Origin of the sequence: Bacillus mobilis (assembly GCF_001884045.1) — a bacterium.
GTDB lineage: Bacteria > Bacillota > Bacilli > Bacillales > Bacillaceae_G > Bacillus_A > Bacillus_A mobilis.
This window is the reverse complement of sequence record NZ_MACF01000140.1, coordinates 1-18590: the sequence shown is the minus strand read 5'-3', so window position 1 is coordinate 18590 and position 18590 is coordinate 1. Positions and strand designations below refer to the sequence as shown.

The window sequence follows — 18590 nt, the reverse complement described above, 5'->3', positions numbered from 1 at the left end:
CCTCCTTTATGAATCCTTCTATTGTATAAAAATGCTTTGTGAAGGGATTATTTGTCATGGATCAATAGGACTTACGTGATGCCTCCTTTACTACGTATACTCTTTAGGGAAAGTATTCATATTCGATGCTTTGTAACGTAAAACAAAATGTATATTTTAATAATATAGGGAGTGAATATACAAATTTCGACAAAAAGTGTCGAATGAAATACTGATAAGGAATGATATCAGACCTTTATAGGATGTGACTTGTTACGTGGTTCTTTATAAAATAGGTACATGCAAAAAATATGCAGTGCAATGCTTAAACTATTTTATATTGATTTGTATTCTTGCAATGTGCAAAGAATCGTTATAAAGGTAAGTTTTACGATACATGCTAACCCAAATAATGTATCCTATTGTAAAAAGTTCTTTCGTATTGAGGTAGTAATAAAATGTAGCTTGAATTTGGTCAGGATGAAGAAAATATGTACTGTCTAAAAGAGTATACAATTCGTAGATTAAAGCGAAGACAGCGTTTTATAATAAATAGAACGCATTACTTTAATCGATGCTATTAAATAAAAAAAGAAGGTACTCCCTTGATCATCTTTTATGAGAGATAATCATCAATAACCTTCGTTAAAAATTATATACGTAAATGAAAAAGAGTTCAACCGTATTGCTTCTTTTCAAAAAAGTACATAAAAAAGAACCGCTTCCTACTAAGAAGCGGCTCTTTTTTATATTTCTGTTAAAATTATCGGTTCGCCGCGTGTTACGACAACGGTATGTTCACATTGTGCAACAAGGCTTTTATCAGGTGTAACGAATGTCCAACCATCGTCACCGCGTTCGATAATGTGATCAGCTTTCATAGAAATGAATGGTTCTACAGCGATAACAAGACCGTCTTTTAGAAGCGCATTATCCATTGGGTCAAAGTAGCTTAAAATGTGGTTTGGTGCTTCATGTAAGCTAAGGCCAATACCGTGACCAGTTAAGTTTTGAATCACATTGTATCCATTTTTATGTGCAAAGTTTGAAACCGCACGACCAATTTGGTTTTGTTTTGAACCAGCTTTTACCTTTTTCATTGCTGCCCAAAATGCATCAACAGCTGCTTGGCAAAGCTTTTCTTTCGCTTCATCTTCTCCAAGTACAAATGAAATACCTGTATCTGCATAATAGCCATCAAGTGCAGCTGATACGTCGACATTTACTAAGTCGCCTTCTTTTAATACGCGATCTCCTGGAATACCGTGAGCAACTTCTTCGTTTACACTGATGCAAGTTACACCTGGGAAATCATATTCTTTTTCAGGTGCAGAAATCGCACCATGCTCATCTAATACTTTTTTACCGATCAAATCAAGCTCTTTCGTTGTCATACCTGGCTTCGCTTCTTTTTTCATTTCTTCACGTGCAAGTGCAACGATGCGGCCGATTTTTCGTAAGCCTTCTAAATCTTGTTCATTACGAATAATCATGAAAACCACTGTCCTTCCTCGAATATATATCTTACCCGATTGTATCATGTTTATTTTCGTCCTGCTACTCGCTTGCGGTATGTGGGTTGATTCCTCTCATAAAGAATACATGACAATTGTCATATCGATGTCATGACGCATCATACTGTTTCCTAAGTTTTCCAAAACGTACAATGTAAATATAAGAAACAGCGGGGGTGGAGAGATGGAAAAGATTATAGAAGTAAATGGTGTTTCTAAAACATTTAAACATAAAAAAGCAGTAAATAACGTTTCATTTCATGTGAATAAAGGAGAAATCGTAGCACTACTTGGACCGAATGGTGCAGGGAAAACGACGACGATGTCGATGATGCTTGGATTAAAGGATCCGACGGAAGGAACTGTTTCTATATTTGGAAAGAATCCAAAGCGTAGAGATGTTCGTAATAGCCTTGGTGCGATGCTACAAGAAGTAAGTGTCATTGATAGCATTACAGTAGAAGAGGCAATTGAGTTATTCCGTAGTTATTATACGAATCCGGTAGCGAAAGAAACGTTACTACAGTTATCAAATTTAGAATCGGAGCGAAAGCAAAGATGTGAGAAATTATCAGGTGGGCAAAAAAGAAGGTTAAACTTTGCGCTTGCACTTGCAGGAAATCCTGAATTGCTATTTTTAGATGAACCGACAGTTGGAATGGATATTACGTCTCGAAGAACGTTTTGGGAAACAATTCGAAAGCTAGCAAGTGAAGGGAAAACAATTATTTTAACGACGCACTATTTAGAAGAAGCGGATGCATTGGCGAATCGTATTTTATTGTTTGCGAATGGAAAGATTATCGCAGATGGTACACCAGATGAGATGAAGGCGACGATTTCACGAAAAACAATCAAGTTTTATTCGAAGGAAAGTATTCCTGCAAAATTACTAAAAGAATTACCAAACGTAACCGAAGTACAGTCAAACGATGGGCACTTCACTTTAACAACTGAAGATACAGATGAAACTTTAAAAGCAATTTATCAAAAGAACTTACCTGTAACAGATGTGTCTGTTGAACGTGGAAGTCTTGATGAAGCATTTGAACAGTTTGTCGCAAATCAGGAGGAGGAAATCGCATGAGAGCGTTTTTGATGCAATGTAAGATGGAAATATTACGTACGTTTCGCAATAAACTATTTATCTTTTTCTCACTATTAATGCCGGTTATGTTTTACTATATTTTCACAAATGTGGTTCAAGTGCCACAAAACGGAGATGCGTGGAAAGCACATTATTTAATTTCGATGGCGACGTTTAGTATTGTAGGAACCGCACTTTTTAGCTTCGGTGTGAGACTTTCTCAGGAAAAAGGGCAAGGGTGGACACATCTTTTAAAAATCACACCACTTCCAGAGGGTGCGTATATAGCAGCTAAAATTATTGCTCAAACAGTAGTGAATGCATTCTCGATCTTGGTTATTTTTATAGCAGGAATTTTAATTAATGATGTTCAGTTAACATTTGGTCAATGGATTGGTGCAGGGTTATGGTTATTATTAGGCGTGACACCATTTTTAGCGCTTGGAACAGTAATCGGTTCGATTAAGAAGGCTGATGCAGCGGCAGGATTAGCAAATATTTTAAATATGTGTTTAGCAATTCTTGGTGGCCTATGGATGCCAATCGAAATATTTCCGAAAATATTACGATCTATCGGGGAATGGACACCAACATATCATTTCGGAAGCGGTGCATGGGATATTGTAGCCGGAAAATCAATTGGTTGGGAAAATATCGCGGTACTAGGAGGTTATTTCCTTATATTTGTTGTAGTATCAATATATATAAGAAAAAGACAGGAAGCGGTATAAATGATAGAGAAGAAGAGGATTGAGATTTTTCCGAAGCAGATGGGTTTCTTCCCGTATATGTGGCTTGTGTATCTGTTATTTCCAATTTACCATCTAGCACAAGCATCAGGGTGGAAGCTTATAATGGGAAGCGGTATGTTGATACTTTTTGTTATCACATACCGTCAGCTTTATTTTGTTAATAAGACTTTCGTTTTATGGGCATGTATTCAAATGATACTTACGTTGTTATTTGCTTTTTATTATAATGCCTTCATGATATTCTTTGGTTTTTTCACAGCAAGTGCGATAGGGTTTGCGCCAAATAAGAAAGATTTTCGAGTTTTGTTAAGTTTGTTAGCTATAATGCTTGGAATTTTTATATTTGTAAATATGAATCAAATATCAACTACAAGTTTAGTGAATATCGTTCCGATGTTTATTTTAATGCTCATTACGCCATTTGGTATGCGCAATTTTAATCAAAAAAAGATATTAAGAAATCAATTAAACGAAGCAAACGAACAAATTAAAGACTTAGTAAAACGTGAAGAAAGGCAGCGAATTGCAAGAGATCTTCATGATACGTTAGGGCATACGCTATCTCTTATTACGTTAAAGAGTCAGCTCGTGGAGAAGTTAATTGTAAAAAATCCGGAGCGTGCAAGTGCGGAAGCAAAGGAAATTACGCAAACATCTCGTACCGCTTTAAAGCAGCTAAGGGAACTAATTTCTGATATGCGTATGATTACAGTAGAAGAAGAGCTGGAGCAAATAAGAGCGATCTTACAAGCGGCTAATATCGAATTAGAAGTGAAGCAGGAAGCAAGTTCGAGTTCGTTATCACCAATTGAACAAAATATTTTAGGAATGTGTTTACGTGAGGCTGTGACGAATGTTGTAAAGCATAGTAAGGCGACGTGTTGCACAGTTTCTGTACGAGAATCACAAGGTGAATTGATTTTGACAGTAGAAGATAACGGAATCGGTTTAGCAGGTCAAAGCCACGATGGGAATGGCATTCGTGGTATGAAGGAGCGGATCGCTCTTATTGATGGATTTGTTGAACTGGGTACGATCAATCCAGGGACACTATTAACAGTAAAAGTTCCAGTTGTTATTCGAACAGGAAAAGATGAGGTGAGGGCATGATTCGAATTATTATTGCAGAAGATCAGCGGATGCTTCGTGGTGCATTGGGCGCCCTGCTTGATCTAGAAGATGATATTGAAGTAATTGGGCAAGCTGCGAACGGGGAAGAGGCGCTAAAATTAATCGAATCGCTAAAGCCTGATGTAAGTATTATGGATATTGAAATGCCGATTCAGAGTGGATTAGATGTTGCGGAAACGTTAAAGAAAGAAAAATCAGCATGTAAAGTGATGATTTTAACAACATTTGCACGCCCTGGATATTTTGAACGAGCTATGAAAGCTGGCGTGCACGGATATTTATTAAAAGATAGCCCAAGTGAAGATTTAGCTGCATCGATTCGTAATGTAATGAAAGGAAAGCGAGAGATTTCTCAAGATTTAATGTTCGGCTTATGGCAGGAGCAAAATCCGTTATCAGATCGTGAAAAAGAAGTATTGTTACTTGCGAAAGAAGGCAAGACGGCAAATGAAATTGCGAAGGCACTTTATCTTTCACCTGGAACAGTACGTAATTACATTTCTGAAGTATTAACGAAGCTCGATGCGAAAAATAGAATTGAGGCAATTACAATTGCGGAAGAAAAGGGATGGATATGAAAAGAAGTTTACCTATGAATGGTAAACTTCTTTTTTCTTATAAACAAGTATTCCAATAGAGGGTTTCGTCGCAGTCGCATCGCTCAGAATTTGAAGTATATCGCGTAATTTAGATTTTACTTCATTTTTCGACAAAAAATTTGTTATAGTAAGATTAGGTTGTTGGTCTAAATTTTGGACAACTTTACCACTAACAGTTGTAATTACTCCATTTTTATCTACTTTTACAATAAGATCTTGGCAATATACTTTGTAATTTTTGTAAGTTTGTACAAGGTGAACTTCGGTTTGATTTTCTTTTGTTTTTTTATTTGTAGGTTGGGAATCTACATTCATTTCAGTTGTCACTCACTCTTGTTGAGCTTTAGCCTCGTTTATCTCACCCTTTAAATACTCTTTCGCCATATATTTTTGTATCATTTTGAGGTTGTGTTAATTTTTAAATCGTTAAACTAGGCTGAGCGATTTCAACTTTTATCTAGTTCTTGGGTGTGAATAGCTTCTGCTGATAAAGGATAAAGAAAACCGAATGTAACGAAAGCATGGGCAAATTTTCTATAATTTATCTATAAAATTACTAGTTTATTATATTATATGAGATGGATTGTATGAAAAATTTGCCGAATTTTATATATATTATGCATTATTTCATATCAAAAATTGTCGAATTCACATTATTGTAGTGGTATGACAACTTAAAAAATTAGATTGTTATAATGGGATGGTGAGTAAGTATGCACGCAGAAAAACTAGGAAGTGAAATTAAGAAAATTAGGGTGATGAGAGGATTAACACAAAAGCAGTTATCCGAGAACATATGTCATCAATCGGAAGTGAGTCGAATTGAATCGGGCGCGGTATACCCAAGTATGGATATATTGCAAGGCATTGCAGCGAAGTTACAAGTTCCCATTATTCATTTTTATGAGGTACTCATTTATTCTGATATTGAGAGGAATAAGCAGTTAAAAGATCGAATTATTATGCTTTGTAAGCAAAAGAAATATAAAGAAATTTATAATAAAGTATGGAATGAGTTGAAAAAGGAAGAATATCATCCTGAGCTTCAGCAATTTCTTCAATGGCAATATTATGTAGCTGCTTACATATTGAAAAAAATCGATTACGAATATTGTATTTTAGAATTAAAGAAATTGCTCAATCAACAATTGGCAGGAATAGATGTATATCAAAATCTTTATATTGAAAACGCAATTGCAAACATTTACGCTGAAAATGGCCATTTTAAGAAGAGTATTAAGTTATATGAAAATATATTAAAACAATTAGAGGCATTACATGATAATAAAGAGTTTGATGTGAAGGTGAGACATAATCATGCAAAAGCATTATACTTAGACAATCAATACGAAGAAGCGCTTTGTCACGCAAATAAAGCCATTGAACTATCGTGTCAAATTAATAGTATGACATTGATTGGACAGTTATACTATCGAAAAGTTGAATGCCTAGAAAAGCTAGAGTGTGATAGAGCAGAAATTGAAGCTGCTTACGAAAAAGCTTACTTCTTTTTTGATATATTAGGAAACCATACATTAAAAGAATCAATTATAAAAAGAATGAAGAAATAAAAAGGATCCAAAAAGCAAATATGCATAATTGCATAAAATGTGGATAAATTTTCATGATATATTTAAAGAAAAAAATGCGGGTGATGGAATATGAAAAAACTACTTATTGGTAGTCTGTTAACGTTAGCAATGGCATGGGGTATTTCATTAGGAGATACAGTTTTAGAGAAAAACCAAGTAATTTCTCATAATGATCAAGAGATACAATTAGCTTCAGATGTACCTTTTGAATATTAAAAAAACAACCGTCTTAATTAGACGGTTGTTTTTTTGTGGAGTAACCTCCAAACATCTTTACTAGAAACAGGCTTGCTAATAAAGAATCCTTGAATATGGTCACAGTTTTGTTCATATAAAAACTTCCATTGTTCTTCCGTCTCTACACCTTCTGCAATAACTTCTAAATTTAGTTCTTTTGATAGTGTAATGATGGAAGAGATAATCGCTTCCTCTAAAGGGCTATTTGTAATGCCGCAAATAAACTCTCGAGCAATTTTTAATGTGTTGATTGGATATTTTGTTAAATAAGCTAAAGAACTATAACCAGTTCCAAAGTCATCGATTGAAATTTGAATACCGAGATTTTGAAGCTGTTCTAGTTTTGTAACTACAGATTGATTTTGATTAATTGCAATACTTTCCGTAATTTCAATATCTAGTGCTTCCGGTTTTAGTTCTGTTTCTTCTAAAACCTTTGAAATAGTTGGGATTAAATCTGCATGGTTAAATTGAACAACAGATAAATTCACACCAACTTTCAAGTGAGAAAAACCTTGATTATGCCATCTTTTTGCTTCTAAGCAAGCGGTACGTAAAATCCAATTTCCAAGTTCAATAATAAATCCGGTTTCCTCCGCTAGAGGAATGAATTGGGCAGGAGATACGATGCCGAGTTTTGGATGCTTCCAACGGATTAGTGCTTCAAAACCGATAATTTGTTTTGTTGCTGTGCTTACTTGTGGCTGATATTCAAGGAAAAATTCATTTTGTTGTAATGCTTTTGCGAGTTCGCCTTCTAAGAATTGGATTTCATTTTGTGCGATACTCATTTCTTTTGAGAAGAAAACAAATCTGTTTTTTCCATTTGCTTTCGCGCGATACATAGCCATATCAGCATTTTTCATTAATTCTGTTACATCTGTTCCATAATCAGGGTACATGGCAATGCCGATACTTGGTGTAATAGATAGTTCTTCTTCTTTAATGAAGAATGGTTTATTTAAAATGGTTAAAATCTGTTCAGCTATAAAAGCCGCACTTTTCTCTGAGTACATATCTGGTAATAGAATTGTAAACTCATCTCCGCCTTGGCGAGCGACGACATCCTTTGAACGCAAGCAACTGCGTAACCTTTTTGCTACTTCAATTAATAATAGATCTCCGACATCGTGACCAAGTCTATCGTTTATTTTTTTGAATCGATCTAAATCAAGGAACATGACGGCAACATCATTCGCACTAGTTTGAGCTGTATTTAAAATCTTTTTCAAATCTTTTTCAAACTTTCGGCGATTTGGTAATCCAGTAAGCGCATCATGAAAGGCTAAGTGTTCTACTTGTTTTTGCTTTTCATATAAAGTTGTAATATCGCGTGCTATGCCGAACATCCCAACAACTTCTTTGTTTATGAAAGTAGGGATGAGTGTAATGTGAAGGTAATAGTAATAGCCTTCTTTTTCTTTTGTGCGAACTTCTAAAGTTTGTGGTCTACCTTCTTGTGTCATTTGTAAAGCTTTCTTTAGTAGATCATGGTCTTTTGAGTCAATAAAGTGTAGAAGAGAATAGCTTTCTACTTCACAATAGTAGGCAGTAAATAAGCTTTCACAAGCTGTATTAGATTTTTGGAAAATACCATCCATATTTAAAGAGAAAACGGCATCAGGATGATCTTCGAATAATGATTTATAGCGTTGTTCACTCTTTGATAACGCAGACGCACCTTCTTCTACTTTGTCTTCTAGTTGTGTAGTCAACTGTTCGTATGTATCGATTAGTGCTTGATTATCTTTCCACATATAAAGTTGTCGTAGGAATAATAAGATGAGTGATAATACTAGACCGAATAACATGAACTTATCATCCCATGGTTGAATAATAATAAAGGAAAAGGTAATGATTATACTAAAATAAGGTAATATAAAGCGAACATAGTCAAATCGATAATATTTTGCTTTCGTTTCATGCTGCATTGGTTTATCCAAAATGTATAGTATGGACGACAAACCAATTAATAAAATCGAAGCAGTATGTATTAAGTAAGAGACTTCAGAAGAAGTTTTCATCCCCGCGTTTAGTTGGAACAGATGTATATATCCGTACACAAGTATGATAGTAAAGCCGATAATTAATGAAATTCTGCTAGCAGAATATTGTTCTCGTCTATATAGGCTAATAACGGCGTAAATTACTAATGCCTGTGCAATAAAGTACCCAATTAAAACCCAGTTATCGGTTGTTAACATGCGAAAGCTTGAAAGGTCCAAAATAAAAGTTAAGGTAAAATAAATATTCATAATAACAATAAAAATGCTATCAAATGAAAATTGAGCAAGGCCTCTAATAGAGTAATGTTTTATGAATTTGATAGCAAATCCAGAAAAGAGCAAAATATATTGTATGATGAAAAAAGGTAGTGCTTTATATGAGAATATGACTTGATCATATATAGAAAGTGAATGAAGAAATAAAGTTATTTCCATAGTTAGTCCGCATATGCAAGTGCATAGTAATAAAACCCAAAATAATTTATCACTACGCTTCATTTTCTTAATAGCTTTATATAAGCAATAGCAAGAAAAGAGTGCAGCAAAACAAAATAAGAAGAGAATTCCAGTTTCTTTTATATTCAAGTCCTTAGGGATAAGAAATATCCAAAGAGAAAATATAGTTATATACATCGTGACAAAGTGTACATATTTTTTTTGATTAATCATATTATGACTCCGTTTCAATAAAGTTGAATCACAGGTGGAAAATGCTAATTCCAATCATAGCATATAAAATAGGGTGGTTTTTACTAAAAAAATTACTTTTTTTGAAAAAAATAGATCAACATTACAATTTACCATTGTAATGTTGAGCCATTTATTCTTTTTATCCCTCTTATAGAGGATAATTCATGTATGAATTGCAGCATCGCTAAATCTTTCTGTTTACTTTCAATCATAATATCGAAATTATGATTGATTTTTTTTGCAATGTGTAAGAAAGGCTTGGTAAACTCTAAATCAATATATTCAGCATGGGCCCTAAATTCTTTTTTGGATTTAGGGGAGGAAATGTGAACTTTAGGAGGGATATTTGTATGTGACCAAGTTTCAAAAATTGCAGGAAGTAACACTTCTAGCGGTTCCTCGCAAAGGTTTGCTATGTGATGATGATAATCAAATACGAATGGAATCTTTTCTTTTTGGCAAATCGATAAAGTTTCAGCAGTTGTATATGTTTTATCATCATTTTCAAGCGTCATTTGCTTTTTTATATGTGTAGGAAGTTTTTTTATATTTTCATGGAAACGCTCAACCGCTTTTTCTTTATTTCCATAGGCACCACCTACATGGATATTAATATAGGAAGAATCTGCAACGCCCATTGCATCTAATACTTTATAATGATAGGTCATATCTGTAATAGCGTTAGTTGTAATATGTGGCTTGTCACTTGTAAATAGCGTAAATTGATTTGGATGAAAACTTACTCGTAAATTGTGTTCTTTAATTAATGCCCCAATTTTACGCCAAAGCGGTGTAAATGCCCCGATATAATCAAACTCGACTTCAGGATGTGTTGCAAGTGGGACGATGGAAGAGGATAAACGATATAAAGGAATTTCATGCGCTATATTGTAATGAAGAATACGTATTGTATGCTCAAGATTTTGTCTTGTAACATCGTACAATTTATCTTCTCGTTCTTGTTTACTGAGCTTTTGAAAGCTTGTAAATGTCATCGTTTTGGCAGGAGAACAGTCCCACAGTGCCATTGCATGTGAGACATATCCAAACCGCATAATCATATGTGATACACCTCTTTTTACTCATTATCTTTCCTATAAGAAGAAAGCAAATATCGTTCCTATCCATTCTTTTCCCCTATCAATAAGGGAATGCGGGCTAACATCTTTAAAGGAAAGTAAGGACGCATTTTTTAGATCTTCATGGAATTTGTTTTTTACTATTTGTATAAAATGTTTATCATATAAAAGGCAGTTGATTTCATGATTAATATATAAACTTCTCATATCAAAGTTTGCAGTTCCAATATCACAAATATAATCGTCCGCTATAATAACTTTAGCGTGAAAAAAACCTTGTTGAAATGCGTAAATATTGCACCCAGCTTGTATTAACTTTCGGCAATATGGAAATTTTGCTTCTCGAACAAGGGCATGATCTGCCTTTTCTGGAACGAGAATCGTGATTTGAACCCCACGTTTTCGTGCTCTTAATAATGCGTTCATAATTTTTTTTCCAGGAATGAAATATGGTGTACCGATAAAGAGTTCTTTTTCCGTATTTTCAATTAAGTGTAAAAAAGTATGTTGTAAATAGGCCCCATCTGTCGGAATAAATTGATGTTGGATGGTACCAGGTTGCAGTTTTGGAAAATAAAGAGAAGTATCCAATAAGTTTTGGTTTGTATCATCAAACCAGTCATGTAAAAATTGTTTTTGTAAATCTTGTACACCTTCGCCTGTAAGACGTAAATGATAATCGCGCCATAATCCTAATTTTTGATTATGCCCTAAATATTCTTCTCCAATATTAAATCCACCAATATAACCAATTTTCCCGTCAATAACTGTAATTTTTCTATGGTTTCTTTGATTGGCAGAAAAGAAAAGAAAAGGAAATTTTACTTTGTGACAAAATGAAAAAGAGACACCATGTTTTTGTAGGGAGCGAATTGCCTCGTTTGATAAATGATGGCTTCCCAATCGATCGAGTAAAAGTCTTACTTCAATTCCTTCCTGTGCTTTATCGATAAGTAAATTTAAAAATTCACGACTGATTTTATCGTTTTTTACAATGAAGAATAAAACGTGCACATGGTGCCGTGCTTGTTGTATATCAGTAAATAAAGCATCATATAAATCTTGCCCGTATGTATAAAGGTGAAAATTACTTTGACGTAAAGGGAAGGTACGAGAGCGCACACGCTTTAAATGAAGAATTCTTCCATATAAAAGGTCAATTGTGATCCAAAGAGTAACGCATAGTAACAAGAGAGATAAGAAGAACATAAGTGAATTCCCTCCTTTGCATTCTTTTCACCTTCATTTTGCTGGTTACCTGGTAAAGCCCGATTGGTGAGGCTAATAGTCAGTAGGGAATAAACAGCTCTCTACTGATTAAAGTTTCACTTTATAGTTTCACCGAAATAAACAGCTTTATGAAAAAATATGTTGTTGTATAACAAAAAACTGTTGACTGAATGCTCACTCATTATATAATGAAGATAGGGGAAAAATTCAGAAAATTATATGTTTTTGAAGATTCTAAAAAAGAAAGAGGGCTTACAAAGAGAGGGGTAGCATAAAAATGAATAGCTTACTGATCATGAATTGGCTGGCTGCCATTGCTGTTATTGCTTATGCGGGATATTTGTTTGTGTATCTTATACGAACGAGGATGGCCTACATACAGTTAGGAAAAAAGATTGAATTTGACCGTCGTTTTAAAGAGCGTTGGGACCTCCTTAAGGTCAATGTTTTCGGTCAGAAAAAGCTGCTGAAAGATAAGAAGAGCGGCATTATTCACGTTATGTTCTTTTACGGATTTATTCTTGTCCAATTTGGAGCAATTGACTTCGTTTGGAAAGGACTCGCACCAGGATCACATCTTCCACTTGGACCACTATACCCTGCATTTACATTCTTCCAGGAAATTGTCACACTTGTTATTTTAATTGCAGTCTTTTGGGCTTTTCATAGACGTTATGTTGAGAAGCTAGTTCGTTTAAAACGTAATTTCAAATCAGGTCTTGTTCTTATCTTTATTGGTGGCTTAATGATTTCTGTGCTACTCGGTAATGGGATGGGAATTATATGGCACGGCGAGGAGCTTTCATGGAGTGAACCAATCGCTTCTGCAATCGCTTACGTTTTCTCGGGAATAAATGAAACCGTAGCCATTTCTGTGTTCTATTTCTCTTGGTGGGTGCATCTACTAATTTTGTTAACGTTTTTAGTGTACGTTCCACAATCAAAACACGCGCATTTAATTGCGGGACCAGCCAACGTTTTCTTCGGTCGTCTTTCAAATCCAGGGAAACTTGAAAAGATTGACTTTGAAGATGAAACGCAAGAAACATTTGGTGTTGGTAAAATCGAAGACTTTAGACAAAATCAGCTTATTGATTTATACGCTTGCGTAGAGTGTGGTCGCTGTACAAATATGTGCCCAGCAACTGGAACAGGGAAAATGTTATCGCCGATGGATTTAATTTTAAAACTTCGCGATCATTTAACTGATAAAGGAGCAGCAGTGACATCAAAGGCACCGTGGGTTCCAGTAGTGGCTTTTAATAATACACAAGGAAATCAGTTAGCGATGATGGCAGCTGGGAAAGGGCAACAAGAATCAGCAGCTACAACGCTAGCTTACGATCCGAGTTTAATCGGAGATGTTATTACAGAGGAAGAGATTTGGGCTTGTACAACGTGCCGTAACTGTGAAGACCAGTGTCCGGTTATGAATGAGCACGTTGACAAAATTATTGATTTACGCCGCTATCTCGTTTTAACAGAAGGAAAGATGGACGCGGAAGCGCAGCGTGCGATGACAAACATCGAGCGTCAAGGGAATCCATGGGGACTGAACCGTAAAGAGCGTGAAACTTGGCGCCAAGGTGATGATGAAGTAACGGTTCCAACTGTAAAAGAAAAATCGAAAGCTGGCGAGGAGTTCGAATATTTATTCTGGGTTGGTTCAATGGGATCATATGATAATCGTAGTCAGAAGATTGCAATATCATTTGCGAAGTTAATGAACGAAGCAGGCATTTCATTCGCGATACTTGGTAATAAAGAAAAGAATTCTGGGGATACACCGCGACGTCTTGGAAATGAATTTGTCTTCCAAGAGATGGCGACAAAGAATATCGAGGAATTTGAAAAAGCAGGAGTGAAGAAAATCGTTACGATTGATCCTCACGCTTATAACACATTTAAAAATGAGTATCCAGACTTTGGCTTGCAAGCAGAAGTCTATCATCATACAGAATTGTTAGCTCAGTGGGTGAAAGAAGGACGATTAAAACCTGTTCACGCTATTGAGGAAACAGTTACGTACCATGATTCCTGTTATTTAGGAAGATACAACGAAGTATATGAAGCACCGCGCGACATTTTGAAAGCAATTCCTGGTGTGAACCTTGTAGAAATGGCACGAAACCGTGAAACAGGAATGTGTTGTGGCGCAGGTGGTGGCCTAATGTGGATGGAAGAATCAGCAGGTTCACGTATTAACGTTGCTCGTACAGAACAAGCACTAGCTGTAGAGCCATCCATTATCGGTACAGGTTGTCCATATTGCTTAACGATGATTAGTGATGGGACGAAAGCGAAAGAAGTAGAAGAGAATGTTCAAACTCTTGATGTAACAGAGATTTTAGAACGCTCTGTTATCGGACAGAAGAAAGAAGCAATTTAATTTATAGGAATGAATACAACTTTAGAGAGAGGTGCAATCATTGCACCTCTTCTCAACGTAAGAACACCGAGCGAGCGCTCGGTGCTAAAAAAAGAGATGGGGGAAATAGATATGAGTAAAACAGTTATTTTAAGTGCTGCAAGAACACCGGTTGGGAAATTTGGAGGATCTTTAAAAGACGTGAAAGCAACAGAACTTGGGGGAATTGCAATTAAAGCAGCGCTTGAAAGAGCAAATGTTTCTGCTAATGATGTGGAAGAAGTTATATTCGGAACAGTTATTCAAGGTGGACAGGGACAAATTCCATCACGCCAAGCTGCGAGGGCTGCTGGAATCCCTTGGGAAGTGCAGACGGAAACGGTGAATAAAGTTTGTGCATCAGGGCTTCGTGCGGTTACGTTAGCGGATCAAATTATTCGTACTGGTGATCAATCACTTATTGTAGCTGGCGGTATGGAGTCGATGAGTAATAGTCCTTACATTTTACGCGGAGCAAGATGGGGATACAGAATGGGCAACAACGAAGTGATTGATTTAAACGTTGCTGACGGTTTAACATGCGCATTTTCAGGTATACACATGGGTGTTTATGGCGGAGAAGTTGCGAAGGAAGATGGAATCTCTCGCGAAGCGCAAGATGAATGGGCGTATCGTAGCCATCAACGCGCGGTTTCAGCACATAAAGAAGGACGTTTTGAAGAGGAAATCGTACCAGTAACGATTCCGCAAAGAAAAGGCGATCCTATTGTCGTTGCAAAAGATGAGGCGCCACGCGCGGATACAACGATTGAAAAATTAGCGAAATTAAAACCTGTATTTGATAAGACGTCAGCGGTGACAGCGGGTAATGCACCAGGACTAAATGATGGTGGTGCTGCACTTGTACTAATGAGCGAAGACAGAGCGAAGCAAGAAGGAAGAAAGCCATTAGCGACAATTTTGGCACATACGGCAATTGCAGTAGAGTCTAAAGATTTCCCAAGAACGCCAGGTTATGCAATTAACGAATTGTTGAAAAAAACAGGCAAGACAATTGAAGATATCGATTTATTCGAGATTAATGAAGCATTTGCAGCGGTAGCAATTGCAAGTACAGAGATTGCAGGGATTGACCCAGACAAATTGAATGTAAATGGCGGCGCAGTGGCAATGGGACATCCGATTGGAGCAAGTGGAGCGCGAATTATCGTTACACTTATTCACGCACTGAAGCAGCGCGGCGGCGGAATTGGAATTGCTTCGATTTGTAGTGGTGGCGGTCAAGGTGACGCAATCATGATTGAAGTTCGTTAATTTATGTGTAGGTGATTTTTGATTTATTAACAATTTATATTAAGGGGGAAAAAAGAATGGGTGTACAAAAAATAGTTGTAATTGGTGCGGGGCAAATGGGATCGGGAATTGCACAAGTATGTGCAATGGCAGGATATGATGTGAAGGTACAAGATTTAAAACAAGAGCAATTAGACAGAGGATTGGCTATTATTACGAAAAACTTAGCACGCCAAGTAGAAAAAGGGCGCATGAAGGAAGAAGAGAAGGAAGCTACGCTAAATCGCCTTACAGTAACGCTTGATTTAGATTGTGTGAAGGAAGCGGATCTTATTATTGAAGCAGCTGTTGAGAAAATGGATATTAAAAAGAAAATCTTTGCGAATCTAGATGAAATCGCTCCGGAACACGCAATTTTAGCGACAAATACGTCATCTTTGCCAATTACAGAAATTGCAGCGGTAACGAAACGTCCGGAGAAAGTAATTGGTATGCACTTTATGAATCCAGTTCCGGTTATGAAGCTTGTTGAAATTATTCGTGGATTGGCTACAGATGATGCAGTCTATGAAACGATTGAAGATATTACGAAGAAAATTGGGAAAGTACCAGTTGAAGTAAATGATTTCCCAGGGTTTGTATCGAACCGTATTTTATTACCGATGATTAACGAAGCAATCTATACGTTATATGAAGGTGTAGCGACGAAAGAAGCGATTGATGAAGTAATGAAACTCGGTATGAATCATCCGATGGGGCCTTTAACGCTCGCTGATTTTATCGGTTTAGATACATGTTTATACATTATGGAAGTGTTGCATGAAGGCTTAGGTGATAGTAAATATCGCCCATGTCCATTATTACGCAAGTATGTGAATGCAGGATGGTTAGGACGTAAAACGGGTCGTGGCTTCTACGTTTACGAATAAACTCCTCCCTTTATTAAAATAGTGGTCTTACCAAATTGTTAAAAAGATATATAGCAAACGGAGGCGAAGTACATGAATTTTCATTTTACTGAAGAGCAACAAATGATGAGGAAAATGGTTCGAGATTTTGCGCAGAAGGAAATAGCTCCCTTTGTTCCTAGTATGGAACAAGGGGTGTTCCCGAAAGAGATTTTGCAAAAGATGGGGGAGCTTGGACTAATGGGTATTCCAGCGCCTGCAAAATATGGCGGGGCAGAAATGGATTTTATTTCTTACATTTTAGCAATTGAGGAAATTTCAAAGGTAAGTGCAACGGTGGGTGTAATTTTAGCTGTACATACGTCAGTTGGAATGAATCCGATTTTATACTTCGGAACAGAAGACCAGAAGCAGAAATATGTTTCTAAACTTGCGACTGGTGAGTATTTAGGTGCATTTGCATTAACAGAACCAAATGCAGGATCAGATGCAGGGAGTTTGAAATCAAGAGCTGTAAAGAAAGACGATCACTACATTATTAACGGATCGAAAGTATTTATTACAAATGGTGGTGAAGCAAGTACATACATTGTATTCGCTTCTACAAATCCAGAGGCAGGAAAAAGTGGGATTTCTGCATTTATAGTAGAGAAAGATACACCGGGCTTAATTATTGGAAAAGATGAGCACAAAATGGGACTTCTCGGTTCTCGCACAGTACAACTTACGTTCGAAGATATGAAAGTGCCGGCTGAGAATTTACTTGGTGAAGAAGGACAAGGATTTAAGGTAGCGATGGCGAATTTAGATGTTGGACGAATTGGAATTGGTGCACAGGCTTTAGGAATTGCGGAAGCAGCGCTTGCATGTGCAATTGATTACGCGAAAGAACGTGAGCAATTCGGAAAGCCAATTGCGGCGCAGCAAGGAATCGGATTCAAACTTGCAGATATGGCAACTAGTGTAGAGGCAGCGCGATTACTCGTATATAGAGCGGCATCGCTAAGAGCACAAGGATTACCATGTGGTAAAGAGGCATCTATTGCGAAATTATTCGCTTCTAAGACGGCTGTTGAAGTTGCGATTGAAGCGGTGCAAGTATTTGGTGGTTACGGCTATACGAAAGACTATCCAGTAGAACGATTTTTCCGTGATGCGAAAATCACGCAAATATATGAAGGAACGAGTGAGATACAGAAGCTTGTTATTAGTCGAGCTTTATAAAAGGACAAGGGGGAGACGGGCATGCATTTTAAACTATCAGAAGAACATGAAATGATAAGAAAAATGGTTCGGGATTTTGCTAAGAACGAAGTAGCACCGACTGCAGCTGAGCGCGATGAAGAAGAGAGATTTGATCGCGCGCTATTTGATCAAATGGCAGAGCTTGGTTTAACCGGCATTCCATGGCCTGAAGAATACGGTGGAATTGGAAGCGATTACTTAGCGTATGTAATTGCTATTGAAGAATTATCTCGTGTTTGTGCTTCAACAGGTGTAACACTGTCTGCACACACTTCACTTGCTGGTTGGCCAATTTTTAAATTTGGAACGGAAGAACAAAAGCAAAAGTTTTTACGACCGATGGCTGAAGGAACGAAAATTGGTGCATACGGCTTAACAGAGCCAAGTTCTGGTTCGGATGCTGGCGGAATGAGGACAACTGCGAAACGAGATGGAGACCATTACATTTTAAATGGATCGAAAATCTTTATTACAAATGGCGGTATTGCTGATATTTATGTTGTTTTTGCGTTAACTGATCCTGAATCGAAGCAACGTGGTACGAGCGCGTTTATTGTGGAAAGTGATACACCAGGATTTTCAGTTGGGAAGAAGGAAAGCAAGTTAGGGATTCGCTCTTCACCAACAACTGAAATTATGTTCGAAGATTGCCGTATTCCTGTAGAGAACCTACTCGGGGAAGAGGGCCAAGGATTTAAAGTTGCGATGCAAACATTAGATGGCGGCCGTAATGGTATTGCCGCGCAAGCAGTCGGTATTGCGCAAGGGGCTTTAGATGCTTCTGTAGAATATGCAAGAGAGCGTCATCAGTTTGGGAAACCAATTGCGGCGCAGCAAGGAATTGGTTTTAAACTTGCAGATATGGCAACGGATGTGGAGG

Annotated in this window: 16 protein-coding genes; 11 read left to right on the top strand and 5 right to left on the bottom strand. The window is 36.9% G+C overall.

What is annotated here, in order from left to right:
- Positions 1-725: 725 nt before the first annotated feature.
- A complete protein-coding gene (gene map / locus BAQ44_RS27240; RefSeq protein ID WP_002096176.1) occupies positions 726-1520 on the bottom strand; it encodes a type I methionyl aminopeptidase in 795 nt (264 codons plus the stop codon).
- A gap of 157 nt (positions 1521-1677) precedes the next feature.
- On the opposite strand from map, the gene BAQ44_RS27235 reads away from it, so the two are divergent.
- Genes BAQ44_RS27235 through BAQ44_RS27220 form a run of 4 tightly spaced genes read left to right on the top strand, consistent with a single transcriptional unit; the run spans position 1678 to position 5041 of the window.
- The gene (locus BAQ44_RS27235) at positions 1678-2580 is read left to right on the top strand and encodes an ABC transporter ATP-binding protein (RefSeq protein ID WP_071724834.1); all 903 of its coding nucleotides are present in this window, start codon (positions 1678-1680) and stop codon (positions 2578-2580) included.
- Complete coding sequence (locus BAQ44_RS27230) at positions 2577-3311, top strand: ABC transporter permease (protein ID WP_071724832.1); 735 nt, start codon at positions 2577-2579, stop codon at positions 3309-3311. The genes BAQ44_RS27235 and BAQ44_RS27230 overlap by 4 nt, the downstream gene beginning before the upstream one ends.
- A complete protein-coding gene (locus tag BAQ44_RS27225; RefSeq protein WP_071724830.1) occupies positions 3312-4442 on the top strand; it encodes a sensor histidine kinase in 1131 nt (376 codons plus the stop codon). It begins immediately after the preceding gene.
- The gene (locus tag BAQ44_RS27220; RefSeq protein ID WP_000619254.1) at positions 4439-5041 is read left to right on the top strand and encodes a response regulator transcription factor; all 603 of its coding nucleotides are present in this window, start codon (positions 4439-4441) and stop codon (positions 5039-5041) included. Before BAQ44_RS27225 ends, BAQ44_RS27220 begins: the two co-directional genes overlap by 4 nt.
- Positions 5042-5053: 12 nt before the next feature.
- Here the strand turns inward: BAQ44_RS27220 and BAQ44_RS27215 are convergent, their stop codons facing one another.
- Positions 5054-5377 (bottom strand): bacillolysin, encoded by a 324-nt coding sequence (locus BAQ44_RS27215; protein ID WP_063262348.1) that lies wholly within the window; start codon positions 5375-5377, stop codon positions 5054-5056.
- Positions 5378-5775: 398 nt separating this feature from the next.
- Here BAQ44_RS27215 and plcR point away from each other — a divergent pair, with 398 nt between their 5' ends.
- Entirely contained in the window at positions 5776-6633 is an 858-nt protein-coding gene (plcR, locus tag BAQ44_RS27205) for a transcriptional regulator PlcR (RefSeq protein WP_071724828.1), read from the top strand.
- 90 nt (positions 6634-6723) lie between these two features.
- Positions 6724-6870 carry a quorum-sensing peptide PapR gene (gene papR, locus BAQ44_RS27200; RefSeq protein WP_071724825.1) on the top strand — a complete coding sequence of 49 codons (147 nt, stop codon included), beginning with the start codon at positions 6724-6726 and terminating at the stop codon, positions 6868-6870.
- Positions 6871-6887: 17 nt separating this feature from the next.
- On the opposite strand, the gene BAQ44_RS27195 is transcribed toward papR, so the two are convergent.
- From BAQ44_RS27195 to cls, 3 genes are all read right to left on the bottom strand, one after another.
- Positions 6888-9566 carry a DUF4084 domain-containing protein gene (locus tag BAQ44_RS27195; protein WP_071724823.1) on the bottom strand — a complete coding sequence of 893 codons (2679 nt, stop codon included), beginning with the start codon at positions 9564-9566 and terminating at the stop codon, positions 6888-6890.
- A gap of 128 nt (positions 9567-9694) precedes the next feature.
- The gene (gene uvsE, locus BAQ44_RS27190; RefSeq protein WP_071724820.1) at positions 9695-10648 is read right to left on the bottom strand and encodes a UV DNA damage repair endonuclease UvsE; all 954 of its coding nucleotides are present in this window, start codon (positions 10646-10648) and stop codon (positions 9695-9697) included.
- A 33-nt stretch (positions 10649-10681) separates the two neighbouring features.
- Positions 10682-11875 carry a cardiolipin synthase gene (cls, locus tag BAQ44_RS27185; RefSeq protein WP_063262344.1) on the bottom strand — a complete coding sequence of 398 codons (1194 nt, stop codon included), beginning with the start codon at positions 11873-11875 and terminating at the stop codon, positions 10682-10684.
- A 298-nt stretch (positions 11876-12173) separates the two neighbouring features.
- Between cls and BAQ44_RS27180 the strand changes: the two genes are divergently transcribed.
- From BAQ44_RS27180 to acdA, 5 genes are all read left to right on the top strand, one after another.
- On the top strand, positions 12174-14285 hold the full coding sequence (locus BAQ44_RS27180) for a (Fe-S)-binding protein (RefSeq protein ID WP_071724818.1): 2112 nt from the start codon (positions 12174-12176) through the stop codon (positions 14283-14285).
- Between the two features lie 9 nt (positions 14286-14294).
- A complete protein-coding gene (locus BAQ44_RS27175; RefSeq protein WP_073517205.1) occupies positions 14295-15578 on the top strand; it encodes an acetyl-CoA C-acetyltransferase in 1284 nt (427 codons plus the stop codon).
- Between the two features lie 56 nt (positions 15579-15634).
- Positions 15635-16486: a 3-hydroxybutyryl-CoA dehydrogenase gene (locus BAQ44_RS27170; protein WP_000538860.1), complete on the top strand. Its 852-nt coding sequence runs from the start codon at positions 15635-15637 to the stop codon at positions 16484-16486.
- A 72-nt stretch (positions 16487-16558) separates the two neighbouring features.
- On the top strand, positions 16559-17689 hold the full coding sequence (locus BAQ44_RS27165; RefSeq protein WP_063262340.1) for an acyl-CoA dehydrogenase: 1131 nt from the start codon (positions 16559-16561) through the stop codon (positions 17687-17689).
- A gap of 21 nt (positions 17690-17710) precedes the next feature.
- The coding region (gene acdA, locus BAQ44_RS27160; protein ID WP_071724814.1) for an acyl-CoA dehydrogenase AcdA at positions 17711-18590 on the top strand (880 nt) is incomplete at its 3' end.

Bases quoted from the DNA above. Each gene is read 5' to 3' on its own strand.
- map (WP_002096176.1), bottom strand. From the start codon at position 1,520: ATGATACAATCGGGTAAGATATATATTCGAGGAAGGACAGTGGTTTTC.
- BAQ44_RS27235 (WP_071724834.1), top strand. From the start codon at position 1,678: ATGGAAAAGATTATAGAAGTAAATGGTGTTTCTAAAACATTTAAACAT.
- BAQ44_RS27230 (WP_071724832.1), top strand. From the start codon at position 2,577: ATGAGAGCGTTTTTGATGCAATGTAAGATGGAAATATTACGTACGTTT.
- BAQ44_RS27225 (WP_071724830.1), top strand. From the start codon at position 3,312: ATGATAGAGAAGAAGAGGATTGAGATTTTTCCGAAGCAGATGGGTTTC.
- BAQ44_RS27220 (WP_000619254.1), top strand. From the start codon at position 4,439: ATGATTCGAATTATTATTGCAGAAGATCAGCGGATGCTTCGTGGTGCA.
- BAQ44_RS27215 (WP_063262348.1), bottom strand. From the start codon at position 5,377: ATGAATGTAGATTCCCAACCTACAAATAAAAAAACAAAAGAAAATCAA.
- plcR (WP_071724828.1), top strand. From the start codon at position 5,776: ATGCACGCAGAAAAACTAGGAAGTGAAATTAAGAAAATTAGGGTGATG.
- papR (WP_071724825.1), top strand. From the start codon at position 6,724: ATGAAAAAACTACTTATTGGTAGTCTGTTAACGTTAGCAATGGCATGG.
- BAQ44_RS27195 (WP_071724823.1), bottom strand. From the start codon at position 9,566: ATGATTAATCAAAAAAAATATGTACACTTTGTCACGATGTATATAACT.
- uvsE (WP_071724820.1), bottom strand. From the start codon at position 10,648: ATGATTATGCGGTTTGGATATGTCTCACATGCAATGGCACTGTGGGAC.
- cls (WP_063262344.1), bottom strand. From the start codon at position 11,875: ATGTTCTTCTTATCTCTCTTGTTACTATGCGTTACTCTTTGGATCACA.
- BAQ44_RS27180 (WP_071724818.1), top strand. From the start codon at position 12,174: ATGAATAGCTTACTGATCATGAATTGGCTGGCTGCCATTGCTGTTATT.
- BAQ44_RS27175 (WP_073517205.1), top strand. From the start codon at position 14,295: ATGAATACAACTTTAGAGAGAGGTGCAATCATTGCACCTCTTCTCAAC.
- BAQ44_RS27170 (WP_000538860.1), top strand. From the start codon at position 15,635: ATGGGTGTACAAAAAATAGTTGTAATTGGTGCGGGGCAAATGGGATCG.
- BAQ44_RS27165 (WP_063262340.1), top strand. From the start codon at position 16,559: ATGAATTTTCATTTTACTGAAGAGCAACAAATGATGAGGAAAATGGTT.